The sequence below is a fragment of the Paracoccus denitrificans genome, assembly GCF_900100045.1.
Taxonomy (GTDB): Bacteria; Pseudomonadota; Alphaproteobacteria; order Rhodobacterales; family Rhodobacteraceae; genus Paracoccus; species Paracoccus denitrificans.
This window is the reverse complement of the sequence record NZ_FNEA01000006.1, coordinates 183,350-200,863: the sequence shown is the minus strand read 5'-3', so window position 1 is coordinate 200,863 and position 17,514 is coordinate 183,350. Positions and strand designations below refer to the sequence as shown.

General features: G+C 67.2%; 16 protein-coding genes. 2 read left to right on the top strand and 14 right to left on the bottom strand.

The genetic code is table 11. The annotated features are described in order from the left end of the window. Window positions 1–9: 9 nt before the first annotated feature. Window positions 10–1,572, bottom strand: a complete 1,563-nt coding sequence (locus BLT64_RS07075; RefSeq protein ID WP_011750264.1) for a 2-isopropylmalate synthase — start codon at window positions 1,570–1,572, stop codon at window positions 10–12. A gap of 337 nt (window positions 1,573–1,909) precedes the next feature. Then, window positions 1,910–3,172: a phosphoribosylamine--glycine ligase gene (purD, locus tag BLT64_RS07070; protein ID WP_011750263.1), complete on the bottom strand. Its 1,263-nt coding sequence runs from the start codon at window positions 3,170–3,172 to the stop codon at window positions 1,910–1,912. Between the two features lie 114 nt (window positions 3,173–3,286). On the opposite strand from purD, the gene xseA reads away from it, so the two are divergent. Together xseA and BLT64_RS07060 are read left to right on the top strand one after the other, a co-directional pair. Further along, complete coding sequence (gene xseA, locus BLT64_RS07065) at window positions 3,287–4,846, top strand: exodeoxyribonuclease VII large subunit (RefSeq protein ID WP_011750262.1); 1,560 nt, start codon at window positions 3,287–3,289, stop codon at window positions 4,844–4,846. Between the two features lie 124 nt (window positions 4,847–4,970). Then, a complete protein-coding gene (locus BLT64_RS07060; RefSeq protein WP_011750261.1) occupies window positions 4,971–5,294 on the top strand; it encodes a 2Fe-2S iron-sulfur cluster-binding protein in 324 nt (107 codons plus the stop codon). A 12-nt stretch (window positions 5,295–5,306) separates the two neighbouring features. Here the strand turns inward: BLT64_RS07060 and BLT64_RS07055 are convergent, their stop codons facing one another. From BLT64_RS07055 to BLT64_RS07005, 12 genes are all read right to left on the bottom strand, one after another. After that, window positions 5,307–5,942, bottom strand: a complete 636-nt coding sequence (locus tag BLT64_RS07055; protein WP_011750260.1) for a TetR/AcrR family transcriptional regulator — start codon at window positions 5,940–5,942, stop codon at window positions 5,307–5,309. An 85-nt stretch (window positions 5,943–6,027) separates the two neighbouring features. Then, complete coding sequence (gene typA / locus BLT64_RS07050) at window positions 6,028–7,848, bottom strand: translational GTPase TypA (RefSeq protein WP_011750259.1); 1,821 nt, start codon at window positions 7,846–7,848, stop codon at window positions 6,028–6,030. Window positions 7,849–7,923: 75 nt separating this feature from the next. After that, window positions 7,924–8,058 (bottom strand): hypothetical protein, encoded by a 135-nt coding sequence (locus BLT64_RS27595; protein WP_260155044.1) that lies wholly within the window; start codon window positions 8,056–8,058, stop codon window positions 7,924–7,926. Between the two features lie 42 nt (window positions 8,059–8,100). Next, window positions 8,101–8,529: a protein tyrosine phosphatase family protein gene (locus BLT64_RS07045; protein ID WP_041530438.1), complete on the bottom strand. Its 429-nt coding sequence runs from the start codon at window positions 8,527–8,529 to the stop codon at window positions 8,101–8,103. 100 nt (window positions 8,530–8,629) lie between these two features. Continuing rightward, the gene (gene gph / locus BLT64_RS07040; RefSeq protein ID WP_011750257.1) at window positions 8,630–9,313 is read right to left on the bottom strand and encodes a phosphoglycolate phosphatase; all 684 of its coding nucleotides are present in this window, start codon (window positions 9,311–9,313) and stop codon (window positions 8,630–8,632) included. Next, window positions 9,314–9,865 carry a thioredoxin family protein gene (locus BLT64_RS07035; RefSeq protein ID WP_011750256.1) on the bottom strand — a complete coding sequence of 184 codons (552 nt, stop codon included), beginning with the start codon at window positions 9,863–9,865 and terminating at the stop codon, window positions 9,314–9,316. A 511-nt stretch (window positions 9,866–10,376) separates the two neighbouring features. Continuing rightward, a complete protein-coding gene (gene urtE, locus BLT64_RS07030) occupies window positions 10,377–11,084 on the bottom strand; it encodes an urea ABC transporter ATP-binding subunit UrtE (RefSeq protein ID WP_011750255.1) in 708 nt (235 codons plus the stop codon). A 3-nt stretch (window positions 11,085–11,087) separates the two neighbouring features. Next, window positions 11,088–11,828 carry an urea ABC transporter ATP-binding protein UrtD gene (urtD, locus tag BLT64_RS07025; protein WP_011750254.1) on the bottom strand — a complete coding sequence of 247 codons (741 nt, stop codon included), beginning with the start codon at window positions 11,826–11,828 and terminating at the stop codon, window positions 11,088–11,090. Next, window positions 11,825–13,060 (bottom strand): urea ABC transporter permease subunit UrtC, encoded by a 1,236-nt coding sequence (gene urtC / locus BLT64_RS07020; protein WP_011750253.1) that lies wholly within the window; start codon window positions 13,058–13,060, stop codon window positions 11,825–11,827. Before urtC ends, urtD begins: the two co-directional genes overlap by 4 nt. Window position 13,061: 1 nt before the next feature. Continuing rightward, window positions 13,062–14,975: an urea ABC transporter permease subunit UrtB gene (gene urtB / locus BLT64_RS07015; protein WP_041530643.1), complete on the bottom strand. Its 1,914-nt coding sequence runs from the start codon at window positions 14,973–14,975 to the stop codon at window positions 13,062–13,064. A gap of 54 nt (window positions 14,976–15,029) precedes the next feature. Then, window positions 15,030–16,316, bottom strand: coding sequence for an urea ABC transporter substrate-binding protein (gene urtA, locus BLT64_RS07010; RefSeq protein ID WP_011750251.1), 1,287 nt, complete (start codon window positions 16,314–16,316; stop codon window positions 15,030–15,032). 305 nt (window positions 16,317–16,621) lie between these two features. Next, window positions 16,622–17,512 carry a bestrophin family protein gene (locus BLT64_RS07005; protein ID WP_011750250.1) on the bottom strand — a complete coding sequence of 297 codons (891 nt, stop codon included), beginning with the start codon at window positions 17,510–17,512 and terminating at the stop codon, window positions 16,622–16,624. Window positions 17,513–17,514: the final 2 nt, after the last annotated feature.

Genomic DNA, 17,514 nt, shown 5'->3' with positions numbered 1-17,514 from the left:
CGCAGGGGATCAGTGCGAATACATGCTGACCTGCTTGGCATCGGCGCCTTCGCCGACCATGTCGCGGCGCACCTTCAGCCGGTTCAGCGCCCCGACATAGGCCTTGACGCTGGCCAGGATGGTGTCGGTATCCGAGGCCTGGCCGGTGGCGATGCGGCCCTCTTCCTCCATGCGCACGCTGACGGTGGCCTGGGCATCGGTGCCCTCGGTCACGGCATGGACCTGATAGAGCTGCAGACGCGCCCGATGCGGCCAGATCGCCTTGACGGCGTTGAAGCAGGCATCGACCGGACCGTCGCCCTCGGCATGGACGGTCTGCTCCTCGCCGCCGACCAGCATGGTCAGGTCGGCCGATTGCCCGTCGCTGCCGCAGACGACGCGCAGATGCTTGACCTGCAGATGGTCGTCCTCGGTATTCGTCGCGGCATCCTGGACCAGCGCGACCAGGTCGTCGTCATAGACCTCCTTCTTGCGGTCGGCCAGCGCCTTGAAGCGGATGAAGACATCCTTCAGCTGGTTGTCGCCCAGCTCATAGCCCAGATCCTTCAGCTTGGCGCGCAGCGCGGCGCGGCCGGAATGCTTGCCCATGGCGATATTGGCCTCGTTCAGGCCGATATCGGCGGGCTTCATGATCTCGAAGGTCTCGACATTCTTCAGCACGCCGTCCTGGTGGATGCCGGATTCGTGCAGGAAGGCGTTCTTGCCGACCACCGCCTTGTTCGGTTGCACCAGGAAGCCCGAGGCTTGCGAAACGCGCCGCGACAGGCCCATGATCTTGGTGGTGTCGATGCCGGTCGTATAGGGCATGATGTCGTGGCGCACCTTCAGCGCCATCACCACCTCCTCCAGCGCCGTGTTGCCGGCGCGTTCGCCCAGGCCGTTGATGGTGCATTCGACCTGGCGCGCACCCGCCTCGACCGCGGCCAGAGAGTTCGCCGTCGCCATGCCCAGGTCGTTGTGGCAATGCGTGGCGAAGACGACGGTATCGGCGCCCGGCACCCGTTCCAGCAGCATGCGGATCAGCGCGGCGGATTCGCGCGGCGCAGTATAGCCGACGGTATCGGGGATGTTGATGGTGGTCGCGCCGCATTTGATCGCGATCTCGACCACGCGGCACAGATAGTCGTGCTCGGTCCGGGTGGCGTCCATGGCCGACCATTGCACGTTGTCGCACAGGTTGCGGGCATGGGTCACGGTGTCGTGGATGCGCTCGGCCATCTGGTCCATGTCCAGGTTGGGGATGGCGCGGTGCAGCGGCGAGGTGCCGATGAAGGTGTGGATGCGCGGCTTCTGCGCATGCTTCACCGCCTCCCAGCAGCGGTCGATATCGGGAAACTGCGCCCGTGCCAGGCCACAGATCACCGAGTTCTTGGCGCGCCTGGCGATCTCGGAGACGGCGGTGAAATCGCCTTCCGAGGCGATGGGGAAACCGGCCTCGATGATATCGACGCCCATCTCGTCTAGCATCTCGGCGATGTCCAGCTTTTCGGTATGGCTCATGGTGGCGCCGGGCGATTGCTCGCCGTCGCGCAGGGTGGTGTCAAAGATCAATACGCGGTTCGGATCGGTCATTTTGGGGAATCCTTCTTCATGCTCGCAGGGGTCCGGGCACGAACCTGACTGAGCGGCGGCCCGGAGACCCGCTCAGCGCAGCGTAAGAAGAAGGAGACCGCGGGGATTCACGGCAGGGCGCGCGCCGTCATGCGCGTGCCGGGCCGTGGCAATGATCTGCTGCATCCGAGTCATGGCGCGGACTATAAGACCCGCGCCACCGGCTTGAAAAGACGAAAAACACGCTGCCGAAGCAATTTCCCGCCCCGAAATCCGCAGGGGCGATGCCGCCCCGCACCGCCCCCCGGACTTCTTCGTTCTTCAAATACTCATGCGACCGTGCCGGCGGCGGGGCGACTCAAAGCGCGCGCCAGCCGATGTCGCGGCGGCAGAATCCCTCGGGCCAGTCGATGGCATCCACCAGCGCATAGGCGCGCGCATGCGCCTCGGCCAGCGTCGCGCCGCGCCCGGTCGCCGCCAGAACCCGCCCGCCGGTGGCGACGATCTGCCCGTCCCGCCGCGCCGTCCCGGCATGGAAGACCATGCGGAAGCTGTCCTCGGGCAGCGCATCGAGCCCGCGGATCGCGCTGCCCTTCTCATAGGCGCCGGGATAACCCTTCGCGGCCAGCACCACGGTCAGGGCATGGTCCTGGGCCCAACTGACCGCCATGTCGCCCAGCCGGCCCTCGGCGCAGGCCAGGATCAGGTCCAGCGCCTGCGCGCCCAGCCGCATCATCAGCACCTGGCATTCCGGATCGCCGAAGCGGACGTTGTATTCCACCAGCCGCGCCCGGCCGTGTTCGATCATCAGCCCGGCATAGAGCACGCCCTGGAACGGCGTGCCGCGCCGCGCCATCTCGGCCACGGTGGGGCGCACGATCTGCTCCATCACCTGGTCCTGGATCGCCTGGGTCAGCACCGGGGCAGGGGAATAGGCCCCCATGCCGCCGGTATTCGGCCCGGTATCGCCGTCAAAGGCGCGCTTGTGGTCCTGTGCCGTGCCGATGGGCAGGCAGTCCTTGCCGTCGCAAAGGACGAAGAAGCTCGCCTCCTCGCCGGCCATGAATTCCTCGATCACCACCTCGGCGCCGGCCTCGCCGAAGGCACCGCCGAAAGCGTCGTCCACTGCGGCGATGGCCTCGGCCTCGGTCATGGCGACGGTCACGCCCTTGCCGGCGGCCAGCCCGTCGGCCTTGACGACGATGGGTGCGCCCTGCGCGCGGATATAGGCCCGCGCCGGTTCGGCCGCATCGAAACGCGCCCAGGCGGCGGTGGGGGCGCCGCAGGCGTCGCAGACCTCCTTGGTGAAGCTTTTCGATGCCTCCAGCATCGCCGCCGCCCTGGACGGCCCGAAGGCCAGGATGCCCGCTGCGCGCAATTCGTCGGCGACGCCGGCGGCCAGCGGCGCCTCGGGGCCGATCACCACCAGGTCGATGGCGTTCTCCTCGCAAAAGCCGATCACGGCGGGGCCGGACAGGATGTCCAGATCCGCCAGTCGCGCCAGGGGTTCCATCCCGGCATTGCCGGGCGCGACGAACAGCCGGTCGCATTTCGGGTTCTGCCGGATCGCCCAGGCCAGCGCATGTTCGCGCCCGCCGCTGCCGAGGATCAGGATGTTCATGCGGAAAAGGCCCCCTTGCGAATGTCTGGCGACTTCTAGGAACTGGCCCGGCCCGGATCAATCCCCAAGAATCCGGCCTTGATCCCGTCCGCCCCCCGCGCCACAACCGATGGCATGGAGCTTTTCGAAGACACGCCCGCCAGCAATGCGCATGAATTCACCGTCTCGGAGATCTCGGGGGCGGTGAAGCGCGTGCTCGAGGGCGAGTTCGGCCGCGTCCGCGTGCGCGGCGAGATCGGCCGTGTCTCGCGCCCCTCGTCCGGGCATCTCTATTTCGATCTCAAGGACGACCGCGCCGTGATCGCCGCCGTGACCTGGAAGGGGCAGGCCGCGCGCCTGTCCACCCGCCCCGAGGAGGGGATCGAGGTCATCGCCACCGGCCGGCTGACCACGTTCCCCGGCCAGTCGAAATACCAGCTGATCGTCGAGGAGATCGAGCCCGCCGGTGCCGGCGCGCTGATGATGATGCTGGAGAAATGCCGCAAGGCGCTGGCGGCCGAAGGGCTGTTCGACGAATCGCGCAAGCGCCCGCTGCCCTACCTGCCGCGGGTGATCGGCGTGGTGACCTCGCCCTCGGGCGCGGTGATCCGCGACATCCTGCACCGGCTGCGCGACCGTTTTCCGACGCATGTGCTGATCTGGCCGGTGGCGGTGCAGGGCGAGGGCTGCGCGTCGCAGGTCACTGCCGCGATCCGGGGCTTCAACGCGCTGCCTTCCGACGGGCCGCTGCCCCGCCCGGACCTGATCATCGTCGCGCGGGGCGGCGGCAGCCTCGAGGATCTCTGGGGTTTCAACGAGGAGGCCGTGGTCCGTGCCGCCGCGGACAGCCTGATCCCGCTGATCTCGGCCGTGGGGCACGAGACCGACACGACGCTGATCGACTTTGCCTCGGATCGCCGCGCGCCCACGCCCACCGCCGCCGCCGAGATGGCGGTTCCGGTGCGCGCCGAACTCGCCGCACGCCTGACCGAGATCCAGGCCCGGATGATGCGTGCCGCCCAGACCCGCAACCAGCGCCAGCGCCAGCGGCTGAGCGATCTGGGCCGCGCGCTTGGCCGGCCGCAGGCGCTGACCGCCCCGGCGCGGCAGCGGTTCGACCTGTTCGCCGAGCGGCTGGAACCGGCGCTGCGCGGTTTCGTGCGCGCCCGCCGCGACCGGCTGAACGCGCTGCCGCTGTCGCTGTCGGCCTTGCGCGCCATGCTGCGCAACCGGCGCGATGCACTGCAGGCGCAGGCGCAGCGGTTGCCGCTGTGCCTCGCGCGGCTGGGCCAGCGCCGGTCCGAGCGGCTGACCGACCTGGGCAGCCGGCTGGAGCGCGCCCGGGCGCGGATGCTGGCCGATGCCGCGCGCCAGATCGTCCGCGACCGCGGCACGCTGGACCGGCTGGCGGCAAGGCTTTCCGCCGCGGGGGGGCGCTTGCTGGCACCACGGCGCGATGCGCTGGAACGGCTCGACCGATTGCGCCAGACGCTGGGCTATCGCGAAACCCTGCGTCGGGGCTTTGCCGTCGTGCACGGACCTTCGGGCCTGTTGACCCATGCGGCAGAGGCGGCGCAGACCCCGCGCTTCGAGATCGAGTTCCTGGATGGCCGCATGGCTGCGCGTCCCGACGCGCCACCGGCCAAGCCCGCCCGCAAGCCGCGCGAGCCCAAGGGCCAGAAATCGCTTTTCTAGGCCGTCCCGCCGCAGGGCGGGGCGTTGCCGGCTTGGGCGGGCTGCGCGAAACTGCCGCTTGGCCGGGGCTTTTCTCTCGCGGCGCAATGACCTATCTGCGACGGGAAGCGCAAGGAAGGCACCCATGGCCAAGATCACTTATATCGAGCACAACGGCACCGTCCACGAAATCGACGTCAAACCCGGCATGACCGTGATGGAGGGCGCGCGCGACAACGGCGTGCCCGGCATCGATGCGGATTGCGGCGGCGCCTGCGCCTGCTCGACCTGCCATGTCTATGTGGCCCCGGAATGGGTGGACCGGCTGCCGACCCGAGACCCGATGGAAGAGGACATGCTGGATTTCGCCTGGCAGCCCGATCCGGTGCGCTCGCGGCTGACCTGCCAGATCAAGGTGACGCCGGAACTCGACGGGCTGGTGGTGAACCTGCCCGAACGCCAGATCTGAGCGGGGCGGCGCTCAGGCCTTTTCCTTGGCCGTGGGCGTATTGGCCCGGACCAGGTTGTCCATGAACTTGGCGAAGATCCGTTCGGCGAGTTCGCGGGTCGAGCGGGTATCGCCGTCGAACCACGGGTCGGTGCTGCGGGTCAGGAACATCATGTTTCCGCCCTTGACCAGGCAATGCAGCATCATGGTCGAGATGTCGATATCGGTATCTTCGGACAGGATGCCGAGCCGCTGCGCCTCGGTCAGCTTGCGGTGATAGAGGTCGCGCATCGAACTGGCATAGCGGTGCAGCGTGCCGCCGGGCCGGATCGGGCCGTTCAGCCCGTCGACCAGAAACCGGAACAGCGTCGGGTTGCTTTCAGCCCAGTCCAGATAGCTGTGCGCGATCGAATGCATCTGCTCGATCGGGTCGCTGGTATTGGCGGCGATCACGCCCTGGCGCAGCGCATCGTTCAGCAGCGTGACGGCGTGATAGACCAAGCCCTCATGCAGCTCTTCGGTCGAGCTGAACATGCTGCTGATCTCATCCTCGTTCGCCTCGACGTATCGGGCAAGTTCGCCCGGGTCAGAGGGAAGCCGCCCAGTCTCCTCCAGATGCTTCTGGGCGGCAAAAATCACGCTCTGATAAATATTTCCCCGGCCTTCCATCAGCCGCTCCCAAAGCCAATTCGTCCCAAGCCTAGCAGAGTTTCGCCAATGCGAAAGTCTGCAATCCATCGGCGTTGAAATTAGTTCAGCCTTCGCTGCGGGACTGGCGCTTGCGCTCGTGCGGGTCCAGATAGCGCTTGCGCAGGCGGATGCTTTTGGGCGTCACCTCGACCAGTTCGTCATCGTCGATATAGGCGATGGCCTCTTCCAGCGACATGCGCACCGGGGGCGTCAGGCGCACCGCCTCGTCCGTGCCCGAGGCACGCACGTTGGTCAGCTTCTTGCCCTTGAGCGGGTTCACCTCCAGGTCGTTGTCGCGCGAATGCTCGCCGATGATCATGCCCTGGTAGACCTGCTCCTGCGCGCCGATGAACATCTTGCCGCGCTCTTCCAGGTTCCACAGCGCATAGGCCACGGAAACCCCGTCCTCCATCGAGATCAGAACGCCCTGGCGCCGACCCTGGATCGCGCCCTTGTAGGGCGCCCAGCTGTGGAAGATGCGGTTCAGCACGCCGTTGCCGCGGGTGTCGGTCATGAACTCGCCCTGGTAGCCGATCAACCCGCGCGAGGGGACATGGGCGACGATGCGGGTCTTGCCGTGGCCGGCGGGCTTCATCTCGACCAGGTCGCCCTTACGGGTCCCGGTCAGCTTGTCGATCACCGCGCCGGTATATTCGTCGTCGACATCGATGATGGCTTCCTCGATCGGCTCGTGGCGCACGCCGTCGATATCGCGGAAGATTACCCGCGGGCGCGAGATCGACAGCTCGAATCCCTCGCGACGCATGTTCTCGATCAGCACGCCCATCTGCAATTCGCCGCGGCCCGAGACGACGAAGGCGTCGCCGCCCGGCGTGTCCTCGACCTTGATCGCGACATTGGTCTCGGCCTCTTTCATCAACCGCTCGCGAATCACCCGCGACTGCACCTTGTTGCCGTCGCGGCCGGCCAGCGGGCTGTCGTTGATGCCAAAGGTGACGCTGATCGTCGGCGGGTCGATGGGCTGGGCGGGCAGGGCGGTCTCGACCTCGAGCGCGCAGAGCGTGTCGGCCACCGTGGCCTTGGACATGCCGGCGATGGTGACGATATCACCCGCCACCGCTTCGTCGATCGGCTGCTGGGTCAGGCCGCGGAAGGCCAGAACCTTCGAGACGCGGAACTGCTCGATGCGCTCGCCGTCGCGCGACAGCGCCTTGATCGTGTCGCCGGCCTTGGCGCGGCCGGCCTCGACCCGGCCGGTCAGGATGCGGCCGATGAAGGGGTCGGCGCCCAGCGTGGTCGCCAGCATCTGGAAGGGTTCGTCCTGGCGCGAGATCTGCCGGGGCGCCTCGACATGGCGCAGCACCAGGTCGAAAAGCGCCGACATGTCCTTGCGCGGTCCCTCCAGCGTCTCGTCGGCCCAGCCGCCGATGCCCGAGGCGTAAAGATGCGGGAAATCAAGCTGTTCGTCGCTGGCCCCCAGGTTCGCGAACAGGTCGAACACCTCGTCCAGCGCCTTGTCCGGGTCGGCGGCGGGCTTGTCGACCTTGTTCAGGACCACGATGGGCCGCAGCCCCAGGGCCAGCGCCTTGGAGGTCACGAACTTGGTCTGCGGCATGGGACCTTCCGCCGCATCGACCAGCAGGCAGACTCCGTCCACCATGCTCAGGATGCGCTCGACCTCGCCGCCGAAATCGGCGTGGCCGGGGGTGTCCACGATGTTGATGCGGGTGCCCTTCCACTCGACCGAGGTCGCCTTGGCCAGGATGGTGATGCCGCGCTCGCGCTCGATGTCGTTGCTGTCCATCACGCGCTCGGCCACGGCCTGGTTTTCGCGGAAACTGCCCGACTGCTTCAATAGCTGGTCGACCAGCGTGGTCTTGCCATGGTCGACGTGGGCGATGATCGCGATATTGCGGATGTCCATATGGGGCCTTTTTCAGAATTTGCGCCTCCGGTAACGCAGAGGGGCGCGAAAGGCCAGCGTCAATCGCAAATGACGTCAGCGCAGGCCCAGAAGGCCCAGGATGAACAGCACCACGACGACAAGGCCGACAAGATAGATGATCGAGTTCATGGCAATTCCTCCCCTGGGCCTGCCGAAGCGGGAAATCCGTCCGGTCGCGGTCTGGCGCATGGAAAACCCGCCAGGGCCGCCAAGGTTCCGGCCCGGCGCCGGTCAGCCGTCCTGCCGGGCCAGCGATTCGAGCAGCGGCCGCACCCCCGCAAGGTCGTAGCCGGCCCGCGCCGCGGTCTGGAGCAACTCCTCGACCGGCTCTTGCCCGGCGCGCGCCAGCGCCCAAAGCACGGTCGAGCGATTGCCCGAACGACAATAGGCCAGCTTGGGGCCGGGCGAGGCCAGCGCCTCGGCCTGGGCGGTGATCATCTGCGGCGTGATCTGGCCCGGGGTGAAGGGGTTGAAGTGGTATTCCAGTCCCGCCGCCTCGGCCGCCGCGCGCATGGCCTCGTGATCCTCGTCCGGGCCGACCTCCTCGTCGGGGCGGTTGTTGATCAGCACGCGAAAGCCAGCCTCGGCCAGTGCCGGCAGATCCTCGGGACGGATCTGGGCCGCAACGGCCAGATCGGGGGTCAGTTGTCGCAGGTCCATGCGGAACTCCTTGGACTTCGGGTCGCGCCGGGATGGCGGCATGGGGCGACGGATCGTTCCGTTTCGCCTGGCTGTCAAGCGTTGCCGCGCCCGGACGGAGCTAGCCGACGGCCGAAGTCTCCTCGACCAGCAGGGGCAGGTGGGCGAAATCGTCGAACGTGCCATGATGCGCCATCTGCTCGACCGGAGTCTTGCGATAGCCGTGGGTGAACAGCAGGAAGGGCACGCCGGTATTGCTGGCGCATTCCTCGTCGAATTCGCTGTCGCCGACATAGACCCCGCGCGGCTTCAGGGGATCGGCGCCCAGCCCGGCGAAGGCCGCGCGCAGCGGCGCCGGATCGGGCTTGCGCTGGGGCAGGGAATCGCCGCCGATCACCATGCCGAACAGGTGCGCGATGCCGAAATGGTCCAGGATCGCCCGCGTCGGCCCCAGCGGCTTGTTGGTGCAGAGCCCCAGCGGATAGCCGCGGTCGGCCAGTATCCCCAACGCCTCGGTGACATTGGGATAAAGCCGGGTCAGGCCGGTGGCGTCGTGATAGCGGGTCATGAACGAGGCGACCAGGTCGCGATGCGCCTCGGCCGGCAGCCCGGTCGTGCCGATCACCCGCCGCCACAGCAGATCGACGCCGCCGCCGACGAAGCCGCGCACCTGATCGAGCGTCAGCGGAGCCACGCCGTGCAGGCGCAAGACCGCGTTCACGCAGGCATGGATGTCGGGCACGCTGTCGATCAGCGTGCCGTCAAGATCGAAAACCACGGGGCAGGGGGCAAAGCAGATGTTCATTCACGCCTTCCATTTGATCGAGCAGCCCATCGAGGCCACCTGTTCGCGCGGACCCTGCCCGGTCTGGGCGATCTGCGCCATGGCCTCGAACAGTTCGCGCCGGGCGTCCGGCGGCGCCGGATTGCGGCCCGAGGCGTCCAGCCGGCCGCGATACTGCAATTCGCCCGCGGCATTGTAGCCGAAGAAATCCGGCGTGCATTCGGCGCCATAGGCGCGCGCGGCATCCTGGCTTTCGTCGTAGAGATAGGGAAAGGTGAAGCCGTGCCTTTCGGCCTCGAGCTTCATCTGTTCGGGCGCGTCCTGCGGATATTCGGCGACGTCGTTGGCCGAGATCGCCACGACGCCCACGCCCAGCCCCTGCAATTCGGCGGCGTCGCGCCGGATGCGGTCGATGACGGCCTGCACATAGGGGCAATGGTTGCAGATGAACATGACCAGCGTGCCGCTCGGCCCGGCGATGTCGCTGAACGAGAACATGCGCCCATCGGGATCTGGCAATGTGAAGTCCGGCGCCTTGGCGCCGAAATCGCAAACCGGAGGACGAACGGCCATGAAATCTCCTTGCTCGTGATTGCCGCTTGGTCTTGCGGGTGGTGGCTGCGGAAATTGCGGTGGATTCGTTTCGCAGACTATGCTGTGGGACAGAGGAAAGGAAGTGCTTGCGCCCGGGTGGGATGATTGGTTGGCGGTTGATGTTCGATATATTACATAATCCCGGTTATCGGTATTATTCAACTGTAAGATGCCCCGGCCGCCAGGATAACCGCGGATTCTGAAGATCTTAGCGGATCGCCATCGTGTCAGGTTGCGCGACCAGTCCAGCAATGGGCGGATCTGTTGGCCGGCTTCGCTCTGGACCGCAGCCTCGCAACACCTGCCGATCCGCACCCATTCGGCCGGACCCCGGACCCCGGGCATCGTTGCTCCCACCTGAAACAGAAGATCCAACCCGGCAGTGCTTCCGTCCGCGATCTGTTGGTGCGGACGCGCCGTCAGGGCGTGCCGCAGCGAAAGCCCTTGTGACCGGCTGTTTCTCTTTCCCGGCCAAGAGCAAGGAAATCCCTCATGCCGCGGCGTGGCCCGCAAGGCGCGCGTGCAGGTCCTCGCGTCGCAGATCGGCTTTCGATCCATGCGCCACCGCCCTGCCCCGCTCCAGCACCAGGAAGTCGTCGCCCAGATCCCAGGCGAAGTCGAAATATTGCTCGACCAGCACGATGGCCATGTCGCCCCGCTCGCGAAGCGTGGCGACGACCCGGCCGATCTGGGCGATGATGTTGGGCTGGATGCCCTCGGTCGGTTCGTCCAGCAGCAGGACGCGCGGCCTGGTGATCAGGGCGCGGGCGATGGCAAGCTGTTGCTGCTGGCCACCCGAAAGGTCGCCGCCCCGCCGATGCGCCATCTCGGCCAGCACGGGAAAGCTGTCGAAGATCTCGTCCGGGATGCTGCGCTGGTTGCGGGGCAGGCAGGCGAATCCGGTTTCCATGTTCTCGCGCACGGTCAGCATGGGAAAGATCGCCCTGCCCTGCGGCACATAGCCCACGCCCATCCGCGCCATCTGCTGGGCCGTCACCCGGCCCAGTTCGCGCCCGTCAAGGCGGATCGTGCCGCCCGAGCGGGGATGCCGCCCGGCCAGCAAGCTCAGCAGCGAGGTCTTGCCCACGCCGTTGTTGCCCATCACGCAGGTCACGCGACCGGGCCGGGCGTCGATGTCGATGCCGTGAAGGATCTGGCTGCCGCCATGGTGAAGGGTCAGGTTTCTGGCTTCCAGCATGTCTCAGCGCCCCAGATAGACTTCGATCACGTCGGGATTGCGGGTCACATGGTCCAGGCTGCCCTCGGCCAGCACCGATCCCTGATGCAGCACCGTCACCTTGCAATCCAGACGGCGCACGAAGTCCATGTCGTGTTCGACCACCACCACGGCGCGCGTCTGCGCCAGCCGGACCAGCAGCGCCGTGGTCTGCTCGCGTTCCGCCAGCGTCATGCCGGCCGCGGGTTCGTCGACCAGCAGCAGGCGCGGGGCCGAGGCCAGCAGCATGCCGATCTCCAGCCATTGTTTCTGGCCGTGGCTCAACTCGCCCGCCTTGCGGTGGGTGTGCTCGGCCAGACCGACCTCGGCCGCCAGTTCCGCCACCCGCGCGGCCGACGCCGCCGAGGGTTTCCAGAACAGCACCGCAAAGGGGCCGCGGCTGGCCTTCAGCGCCATGGTCAGGTTGGCGGCGACGCTTTGGTCCTCGAAGACGGTGGGACGCTGGAACTTGCGGCCGATGCCGGCGCGGGCGATCTGCGCCTCGTTCATCCTCAGCAGCGATTTCGAACTTTCGCCGAACTTCACATCGCCGGAATCGGGCCGGGTCTTGCCGGTCACGATATCCATGAAGGTGGTCTTGCCCGCGCCGTTGGGGCCGATCACCGCGCGCAGTTCCGCCGCTCCGATGCTGAAGGACAGGTTGTTGATCGCCCGGAACCCGTCGAAGCTGACCGAGATCCCGTCCACTTCAAGAAGCGCGGTCATGCCTTGGCCTCCTGTTCCTGCAATGCGCCCTGGTCGGGGCCAAGGTCGCGGCCATGGCGGCGCGGCGGCAGGATGCCCGCCAACCGGTCGAAGATGCCCGCGATGCCCTTGGGGGCGAACAGCGTCACCAGCACGAAGGACAGGCCAAGCGCCACCTGCCACCAGTCCACCCATTTGACCGCATAGCCCGGCAGGTTCAGGTCGGGCGCCCGCCCGCCGGTGAACCAGCTGGACAGCAGCGAGACCACGATGGCGCCGATCATCGCGCCGTAAAGCCGCCCGCGCCCGCCGATGGCGACCCAGACCGCCAGGTAGATCGAGGCGATGGGCATCAGTTCCGCCGGGTTGATGATGCCCGCCTGCGGGTAATAGAGCGCGCCCGCAATCGCGGTGATCATCGCGGCCAGGGTAAAGACCGCCAGCTTGAAGCCCTCGACCGGATAGCCCAGGAAGCGCACGCGGGTCTCGTCGTCGCGGATGGCGCGGATGACGCTGCCGAACTTGCCGCCGACCACCCATGCGGCCAGGACGTAGAACAGCGCCAGGGCGGCGGCCGAGGCCCAGAGGAACCAGACCGACAGCCGCGCCTGCCCCACCCCGTCCAGGCCGGGGATGTTCTGCAATCCCGACAGCCCGTTATTGCCGCGAAAGCCGCTGTCGTTCTGGAACAGCCACAGCGCCAGCGCCAGCGTCATCGCCTGCGTCAGGATCGACAGGTAGACGCCGTTGACCCGCGACCGGAACGCGAGCCAGCCGAAGACAAGCGCCAGCAGCCCCGGCACCGCGACCACCAGGACCAGTTGCGCCGTCAGCGAATGGGCCAGGGTCCAGACCAGCGGCAGGTCCGCCGAGCCGACGACGCCGAAGATCTGGTTGGCCACGGCCTCGCGCAACTCCTGCACGGTGGGCGGGATCGGGTTGCCGGAAAGCGAGGCGGCGACGATGGCCTCGGTCCGGGCATACATCAGCCATTGCCCGATCATGTAGCCGCCCAGGGCGAAGAAGGCCATCTGCCCCAGGGACAGGATGCCCAGATAGCCCCAGACCAGATCCATCGCCACGGCGGCCAGCGCCAGGCACAGCGTCTTGCCCAGCACCTTGACGGTCGAGGTCGGAAGGGCGCCCGACCCGTAGGCCGTGCTCATCAGCGTGACGGCAAGGGTAAAGGCGGCCAGCAATGCCAGGACGACCAGGACCGAGGGATTGCGCAGGATGAAGGGTTGCCGGGTCATGTCACGCCTCCGCCGCACGGCCGCGCTGCGGGATGATGCCGCGCGGCCGGAATTGGATGAAGATCACGATGAACAGGATCATGAAGGTCTGCGCCGCCAGCGTGTTCGAGGGATTGAAGGATTCGATCACCTTGGACAGCACCCCGATCAGCCCGGCGCCCGCCAGCGTGCCCCAGATGTTGCCGACGCCGCCGACCACAACCGTCATGAAGCTTTGCACGATGTATTGCTGGCCCAGTTCCGAGGTGACCTGGGCGAAAAGGCCGATGGCGACGCCCGCGATCCCCGCGATGCCCGAGCCGAGGCCAAAGGTCATCATGGCGATGCGGTCCGGGTTGATCCCCATGCTGGCGGCCATGCCGGGGTTCTGCGTCACCGCGCGGACCTCCAGTCCCAGCCTCGTGCGCTTCATGATGAACAGGAACAGGCCCAGGAACAGCAGCGCCAGCACGAAGATCGCCACCCGGATGGTCGAGATCGAGACCACGTCGTTCACCGTGATCGCGCCTTCCAGCCATGCGGGTGCGGTCAGCGGCCGGGCCTGCGTGCCGAAGATGTTCTTGGCAAGCTGCTGCAGCGCGATCGAGACGCCGAAGGTCGCAAGCAGCGTCTCCAGCGGCCGATGCGCCAGGTGCCGGATCACCAGCCGGTAAAGCACCACGCCTGCGGCAAAGGTCACCGCGAAGGCCAGCGGCAGCGCCGCCACCAGCGACAGGGTGCGATCCGCGATCAAGGTCTGCGCGACATAGCCGGTATAGGCGCCCATCATGATGAATTCGCCATGCGCCATGTTGATGACGCGCATCACCCCGAAGGTGATCGCCAGCCCGATTGCGGCCAGGAAGTAGATCGAGGCAAGAGACAGCGCGTCCAGCCCAAGGTCGATCCCCTTCATCGCCCCCAGCCGCCATTCCGCACCCCTTTGCGCGGCGCGGGCGGCGTCGGTCACGGCCGCCTCAGGCTCTGCATAGACATCGAAGAAGCGGATGCCTGCCAGCGCCGCCTCGGTCTCGGCCTCGGTGGCGGCGGGCGGGACGGTTCCCGCCCCCTCCAGCGCCTCATAGGCGCGGTCGCGGGCTTGCGGGTCGGACAGTTCGGCGACGGAAACGCCGCCTACCCTGCCATCGACGATATGCGCGGCCAGTGCATTGCGCTGGTCGGCAGCAGTCAGGCGCGGCTGGACCAGCCCCTGCGCCGTCAGCAGGGCGATGGCGGCCTCGCGCGGGAAATCGTCCGACCCCACGCGCAACTCACGGGCGATGTTGGCGCCCTGCGGCTCATCGGCCGAGGCCACGCGCCGGGTCGCGAGCAAAGGGTTCAGCGCGGCGCGGAAATCAAGGCCGACATCGCCCGCCATGTCCTGAATGGCGGTCACCCGCGCGGCGGGGTCGGCGTCGAAGCGGATGGTCAGCAGCTTTTCGATCCGGGCGCGGCGGGCGGCCAGAGCGGGGTCCGGCTCGGGCGCGGCGGCGCGCAGGGCGGCCAGATGCTCGGCGGTGCCGTCGCGGGCGATGCTGGCCAGCGCGGCGGCGCGGCGCGCCCGGTCGGGGCTGGCAATCTCGCCCGCGACCAGCGCCGATTCGATCACGCCGCGCACCCCGGCATTGGGGCGCAGCATCTTCGGGTCCGCGCCCGTGACGGCCTGCCCGGTCACCGCGTCCGTGGCGCCGTCGCCCGTGACGATCACCAGCCGCCCGTCGGCCAGGCCAAGCGAGCGGCCCGCCCATGCCGACAGCAGCGCCATCCCCTCGGGTCCGGTGGCGGCGATCCGGGCCACCACCGGCTCGACCGTGCGGCGCGAGGGGCGCTCGATCTGGTCCAGGTTGTCGGCGATGACCGCTTCCAGCGCCGGATTGGCGGCGGCGGGCAAGGCCAGGAACAGGTTCAGCAGCAAGGCGATCAGGCGGCAGGTCATGGGCATTTCCGTCTTGAGGCGAAAGAGGGCGGCTGCACCGCCCCCGAAAGCCGGTCAGTAGTTCGACTGGACCTGCACGCAGCTGTTGGTCTGCGTGTTGAACATGCCGCATTGCTTGCCCGGCCAGTCGGCGTCCAGCACGGCGGATTCGGGCAGATAGTCGGTCCAGGCGTCGCCCGGCACCGGCTCGGTCTGGCTGACGATGTCGAACTGGCCGTCGGCGCGGATCTCGCCGATCAGCACCGGCTTGGTCAGGTGGTGGTTCGGCAGAACCGTCGCGGTGCCGCCGGTCAGGTTCGGCACCTCGATCCCCACGATGGCGTCAAGCACCGGGTCGACATCGGTGGTGCCCGCCTTTTCGACCGCCGCGACCCAGGCGCTGAAGCCGATCATCGTCGCCTCCATCGGGTCGTTGGTCACGCGCTTGTCGTCGCCGATGAACTTGTGCCATTCCTCGATGAAGGCGGCGTTTTCGGGCGTGTCGGCGGATTGGAAATAGTTCCAGGCGGCCAGATGCCCGACGAGGTTCGCGGTATCCAGTCCGGAAAGCTCTTCCTCGCCGACCGAGAAGGCGATGACCGGAATGTCCTCGGCCGAGACGCCCGCCGCCGCCAGTTCCTTGTAGAAGCCGACATTGGCATCGCCGTTGATGGTCGAGACGACGCCGACCTTCTTGCCGTCCGCGCCAAGCGCCACCACGTCCGCGACGATCTTGGACCAGTCCGAATGCCCGAAGGGGGTGTAGTTGACGAAGATGTCCCCTGCGGCGACGCCCTTGTCCTTCAGATAGGCGTCGAGGATGTTGTTCGTGGTGCGCGGATAGACGTAATCGGTGCCCAGAAGCGCCCATTTCTCGACGCCCAGTTCCTCCGTCATGTAATCGACCGCCGGGATCGCCTGCTGGTTCGGGGCGGCGCCGGTATAGATGACGTTCTTCGAGCTTTCCTCGCCTTCGTATTGAACGGGATAGAACATCAGCCCGTTCAGCTCCTCCAGGACCGGCAGCACGGACTTGCGGGAAACCGAGGTCCACGCGCCGAAGATCACGTCCACATCGCTGACGGTCAGCAGTTCGCGCGCCTTTTCGGCGAAGAGCGGCCAGTCCGAGGCCGGATCGACCACCACGGCCTCCAGCGGGCGGCCCAGCAGCCCGCCCTTGGCGTTCTGGCGCTCGACCATCATCAGGACGGTGTCCTTCAGCGTGGTTTCCGAAATCGCCATGGTGCCCGAGAGCGAGTGCAGCACGCCGATCTTGATCGGCTCGCCTTCCTGCGCCCAAGCGATGCCCGCAAGCCCGGTCGAAATCGCCAGAGCGGCGGCTGCGCTGATAATCCTGTTCATCCCTGTCTTCCCTTGTGTCGTTGCCGTCGGGTTCAGGGGAACTAGAGGACATCGGCGGCACGCCGCCAATTCCTGCGCCCCCGACCATCATGGGGCGGCATGAACTGGCGAAACTTCAGGCAGTTCGTCCGACAATTTCCCGCAAATCGGGCAGACCCCGACCAATTTGCAGCGCCGTGGGTGGGGCGCGTCGGATAATTTTTCCGGGCCAAGGAACCGGGCGGCGATGGAACACGGCAAGGCTTGATCCGCCCCCCCCCCCCGGTTCCGGCATGGCCGGTCGGCATCATGCGGCCGCGGCGGATCTACCGGCCGTCGACGGCTTCCGGCACGGTGGGCGGCCTTGGGCCGGATAATGCATCCATCATCTCGCGTTCGATGTTCTGGCGCATGACATCCAGCGGGAGGGCGTTCGGCGAACCGCCGAAGGGATCCTCCAGCTGATGGCTCAGGGCATCGAGGCCAAAGAAGGTATAGGCCACCAGAAGCACGGGGAGGAGCGTCCACCAGCCCAGTGCTCCCGCCAATGCAAAGGGCAGCAGCAGGCAGAAAACCAGCGCGGTGCGGTGCAAAAGCAGGGAATAGGCGAAGGGCACCGGGGTCGAGGCGATCCGCTCGCAGGCCGCCTGCGCCGCCGAGAGCTGGTCCAGATATCCCTCCAGCACCGACCAGCGGATGTCGCCCAGCCGACCGTGCTCGACCGCCGCGATGAGCTCTTCGCCGGCAATCCGCAAGACGCGATCCGAGGGATTGCGGCATCCGCGAATATCCTCGGCCGGTATCCAGCGGGCGATCGCAGCGATCTCGTCCTGATGGCGCAACCGTGCGGAGAGCCCGCCCGCAAAGGCGCAAAGCGACCGCAACAGCCGCATGCGGGTCTGGGATTCCAGTCCGGCGCTGGCCCGCGCGATGCCACGGCAAGCGACGATCACCTGCCCCCAAAGCTGGCGCCCCTCCCACCAGCGCGCATAGCAGGTGCTGTTGCGAAAGCTCATGAACACCGAAAGCGCGATGCCGATCAGGGTAAAGGGGATGGCGCTGATCCGGGCAAAGATGCCGGGATGCATCCGCGCCGCCAGGATGGCCGCGATGCAGACCACCCCGATCACCGTCAGGCGGCCCAGGATCACCGGAATGATCGAACCGTTGAGGGTAAGCAGGATATCGCGCAGGTTGGGCTGCGAGCGTGGCGTCATCG

Bases quoted from the DNA above. Each gene is read 5' to 3' on its own strand.
- BLT64_RS07075 (WP_011750264.1), bottom strand. From the start codon at position 1,572: ATGACCGATCCGAACCGCGTATTGATCTTTGACACCACCCTGCGCGAC.
- purD (WP_011750263.1), bottom strand. From the start codon at position 3,172: ATGAACATCCTGATCCTCGGCAGCGGCGGGCGCGAACATGCGCTGGCC.
- xseA (WP_011750262.1), top strand. From the start codon at position 3,287: ATGGAGCTTTTCGAAGACACGCCCGCCAGCAATGCGCATGAATTCACC.
- BLT64_RS07060 (WP_011750261.1), top strand. From the start codon at position 4,971: ATGGCCAAGATCACTTATATCGAGCACAACGGCACCGTCCACGAAATC.
- BLT64_RS07055 (WP_011750260.1), bottom strand. From the start codon at position 5,942: ATGGAAGGCCGGGGAAATATTTATCAGAGCGTGATTTTTGCCGCCCAG.
- typA (WP_011750259.1), bottom strand. From the start codon at position 7,848: ATGGACATCCGCAATATCGCGATCATCGCCCACGTCGACCATGGCAAG.
- BLT64_RS27595 (WP_260155044.1), bottom strand. From the start codon at position 8,058: ATGCGCCAGACCGCGACCGGACGGATTTCCCGCTTCGGCAGGCCCAGG.
- BLT64_RS07045 (WP_041530438.1), bottom strand. From the start codon at position 8,529: ATGGACCTGCGACAACTGACCCCCGATCTGGCCGTTGCGGCCCAGATC.
- gph (WP_011750257.1), bottom strand. From the start codon at position 9,313: ATGAACATCTGCTTTGCCCCCTGCCCCGTGGTTTTCGATCTTGACGGC.
- BLT64_RS07035 (WP_011750256.1), bottom strand. From the start codon at position 9,865: ATGGCCGTTCGTCCTCCGGTTTGCGATTTCGGCGCCAAGGCGCCGGAC.
- urtE (WP_011750255.1), bottom strand. From the start codon at position 11,084: ATGCTGGAAGCCAGAAACCTGACCCTTCACCATGGCGGCAGCCAGATC.
- urtD (WP_011750254.1), bottom strand. From the start codon at position 11,828: ATGACCGCGCTTCTTGAAGTGGACGGGATCTCGGTCAGCTTCGACGGG.
- urtC (WP_011750253.1), bottom strand. From the start codon at position 13,060: ATGACCCGGCAACCCTTCATCCTGCGCAATCCCTCGGTCCTGGTCGTC.
- urtB (WP_041530643.1), bottom strand. From the start codon at position 14,975: ATGACCTGCCGCCTGATCGCCTTGCTGCTGAACCTGTTCCTGGCCTTG.
- urtA (WP_011750251.1), bottom strand. From the start codon at position 16,316: ATGAACAGGATTATCAGCGCAGCCGCCGCTCTGGCGATTTCGACCGGG.
- BLT64_RS07005 (WP_011750250.1), bottom strand. From the start codon at position 17,512: ATGACGCCACGCTCGCAGCCCAACCTGCGCGATATCCTGCTTACCCTC.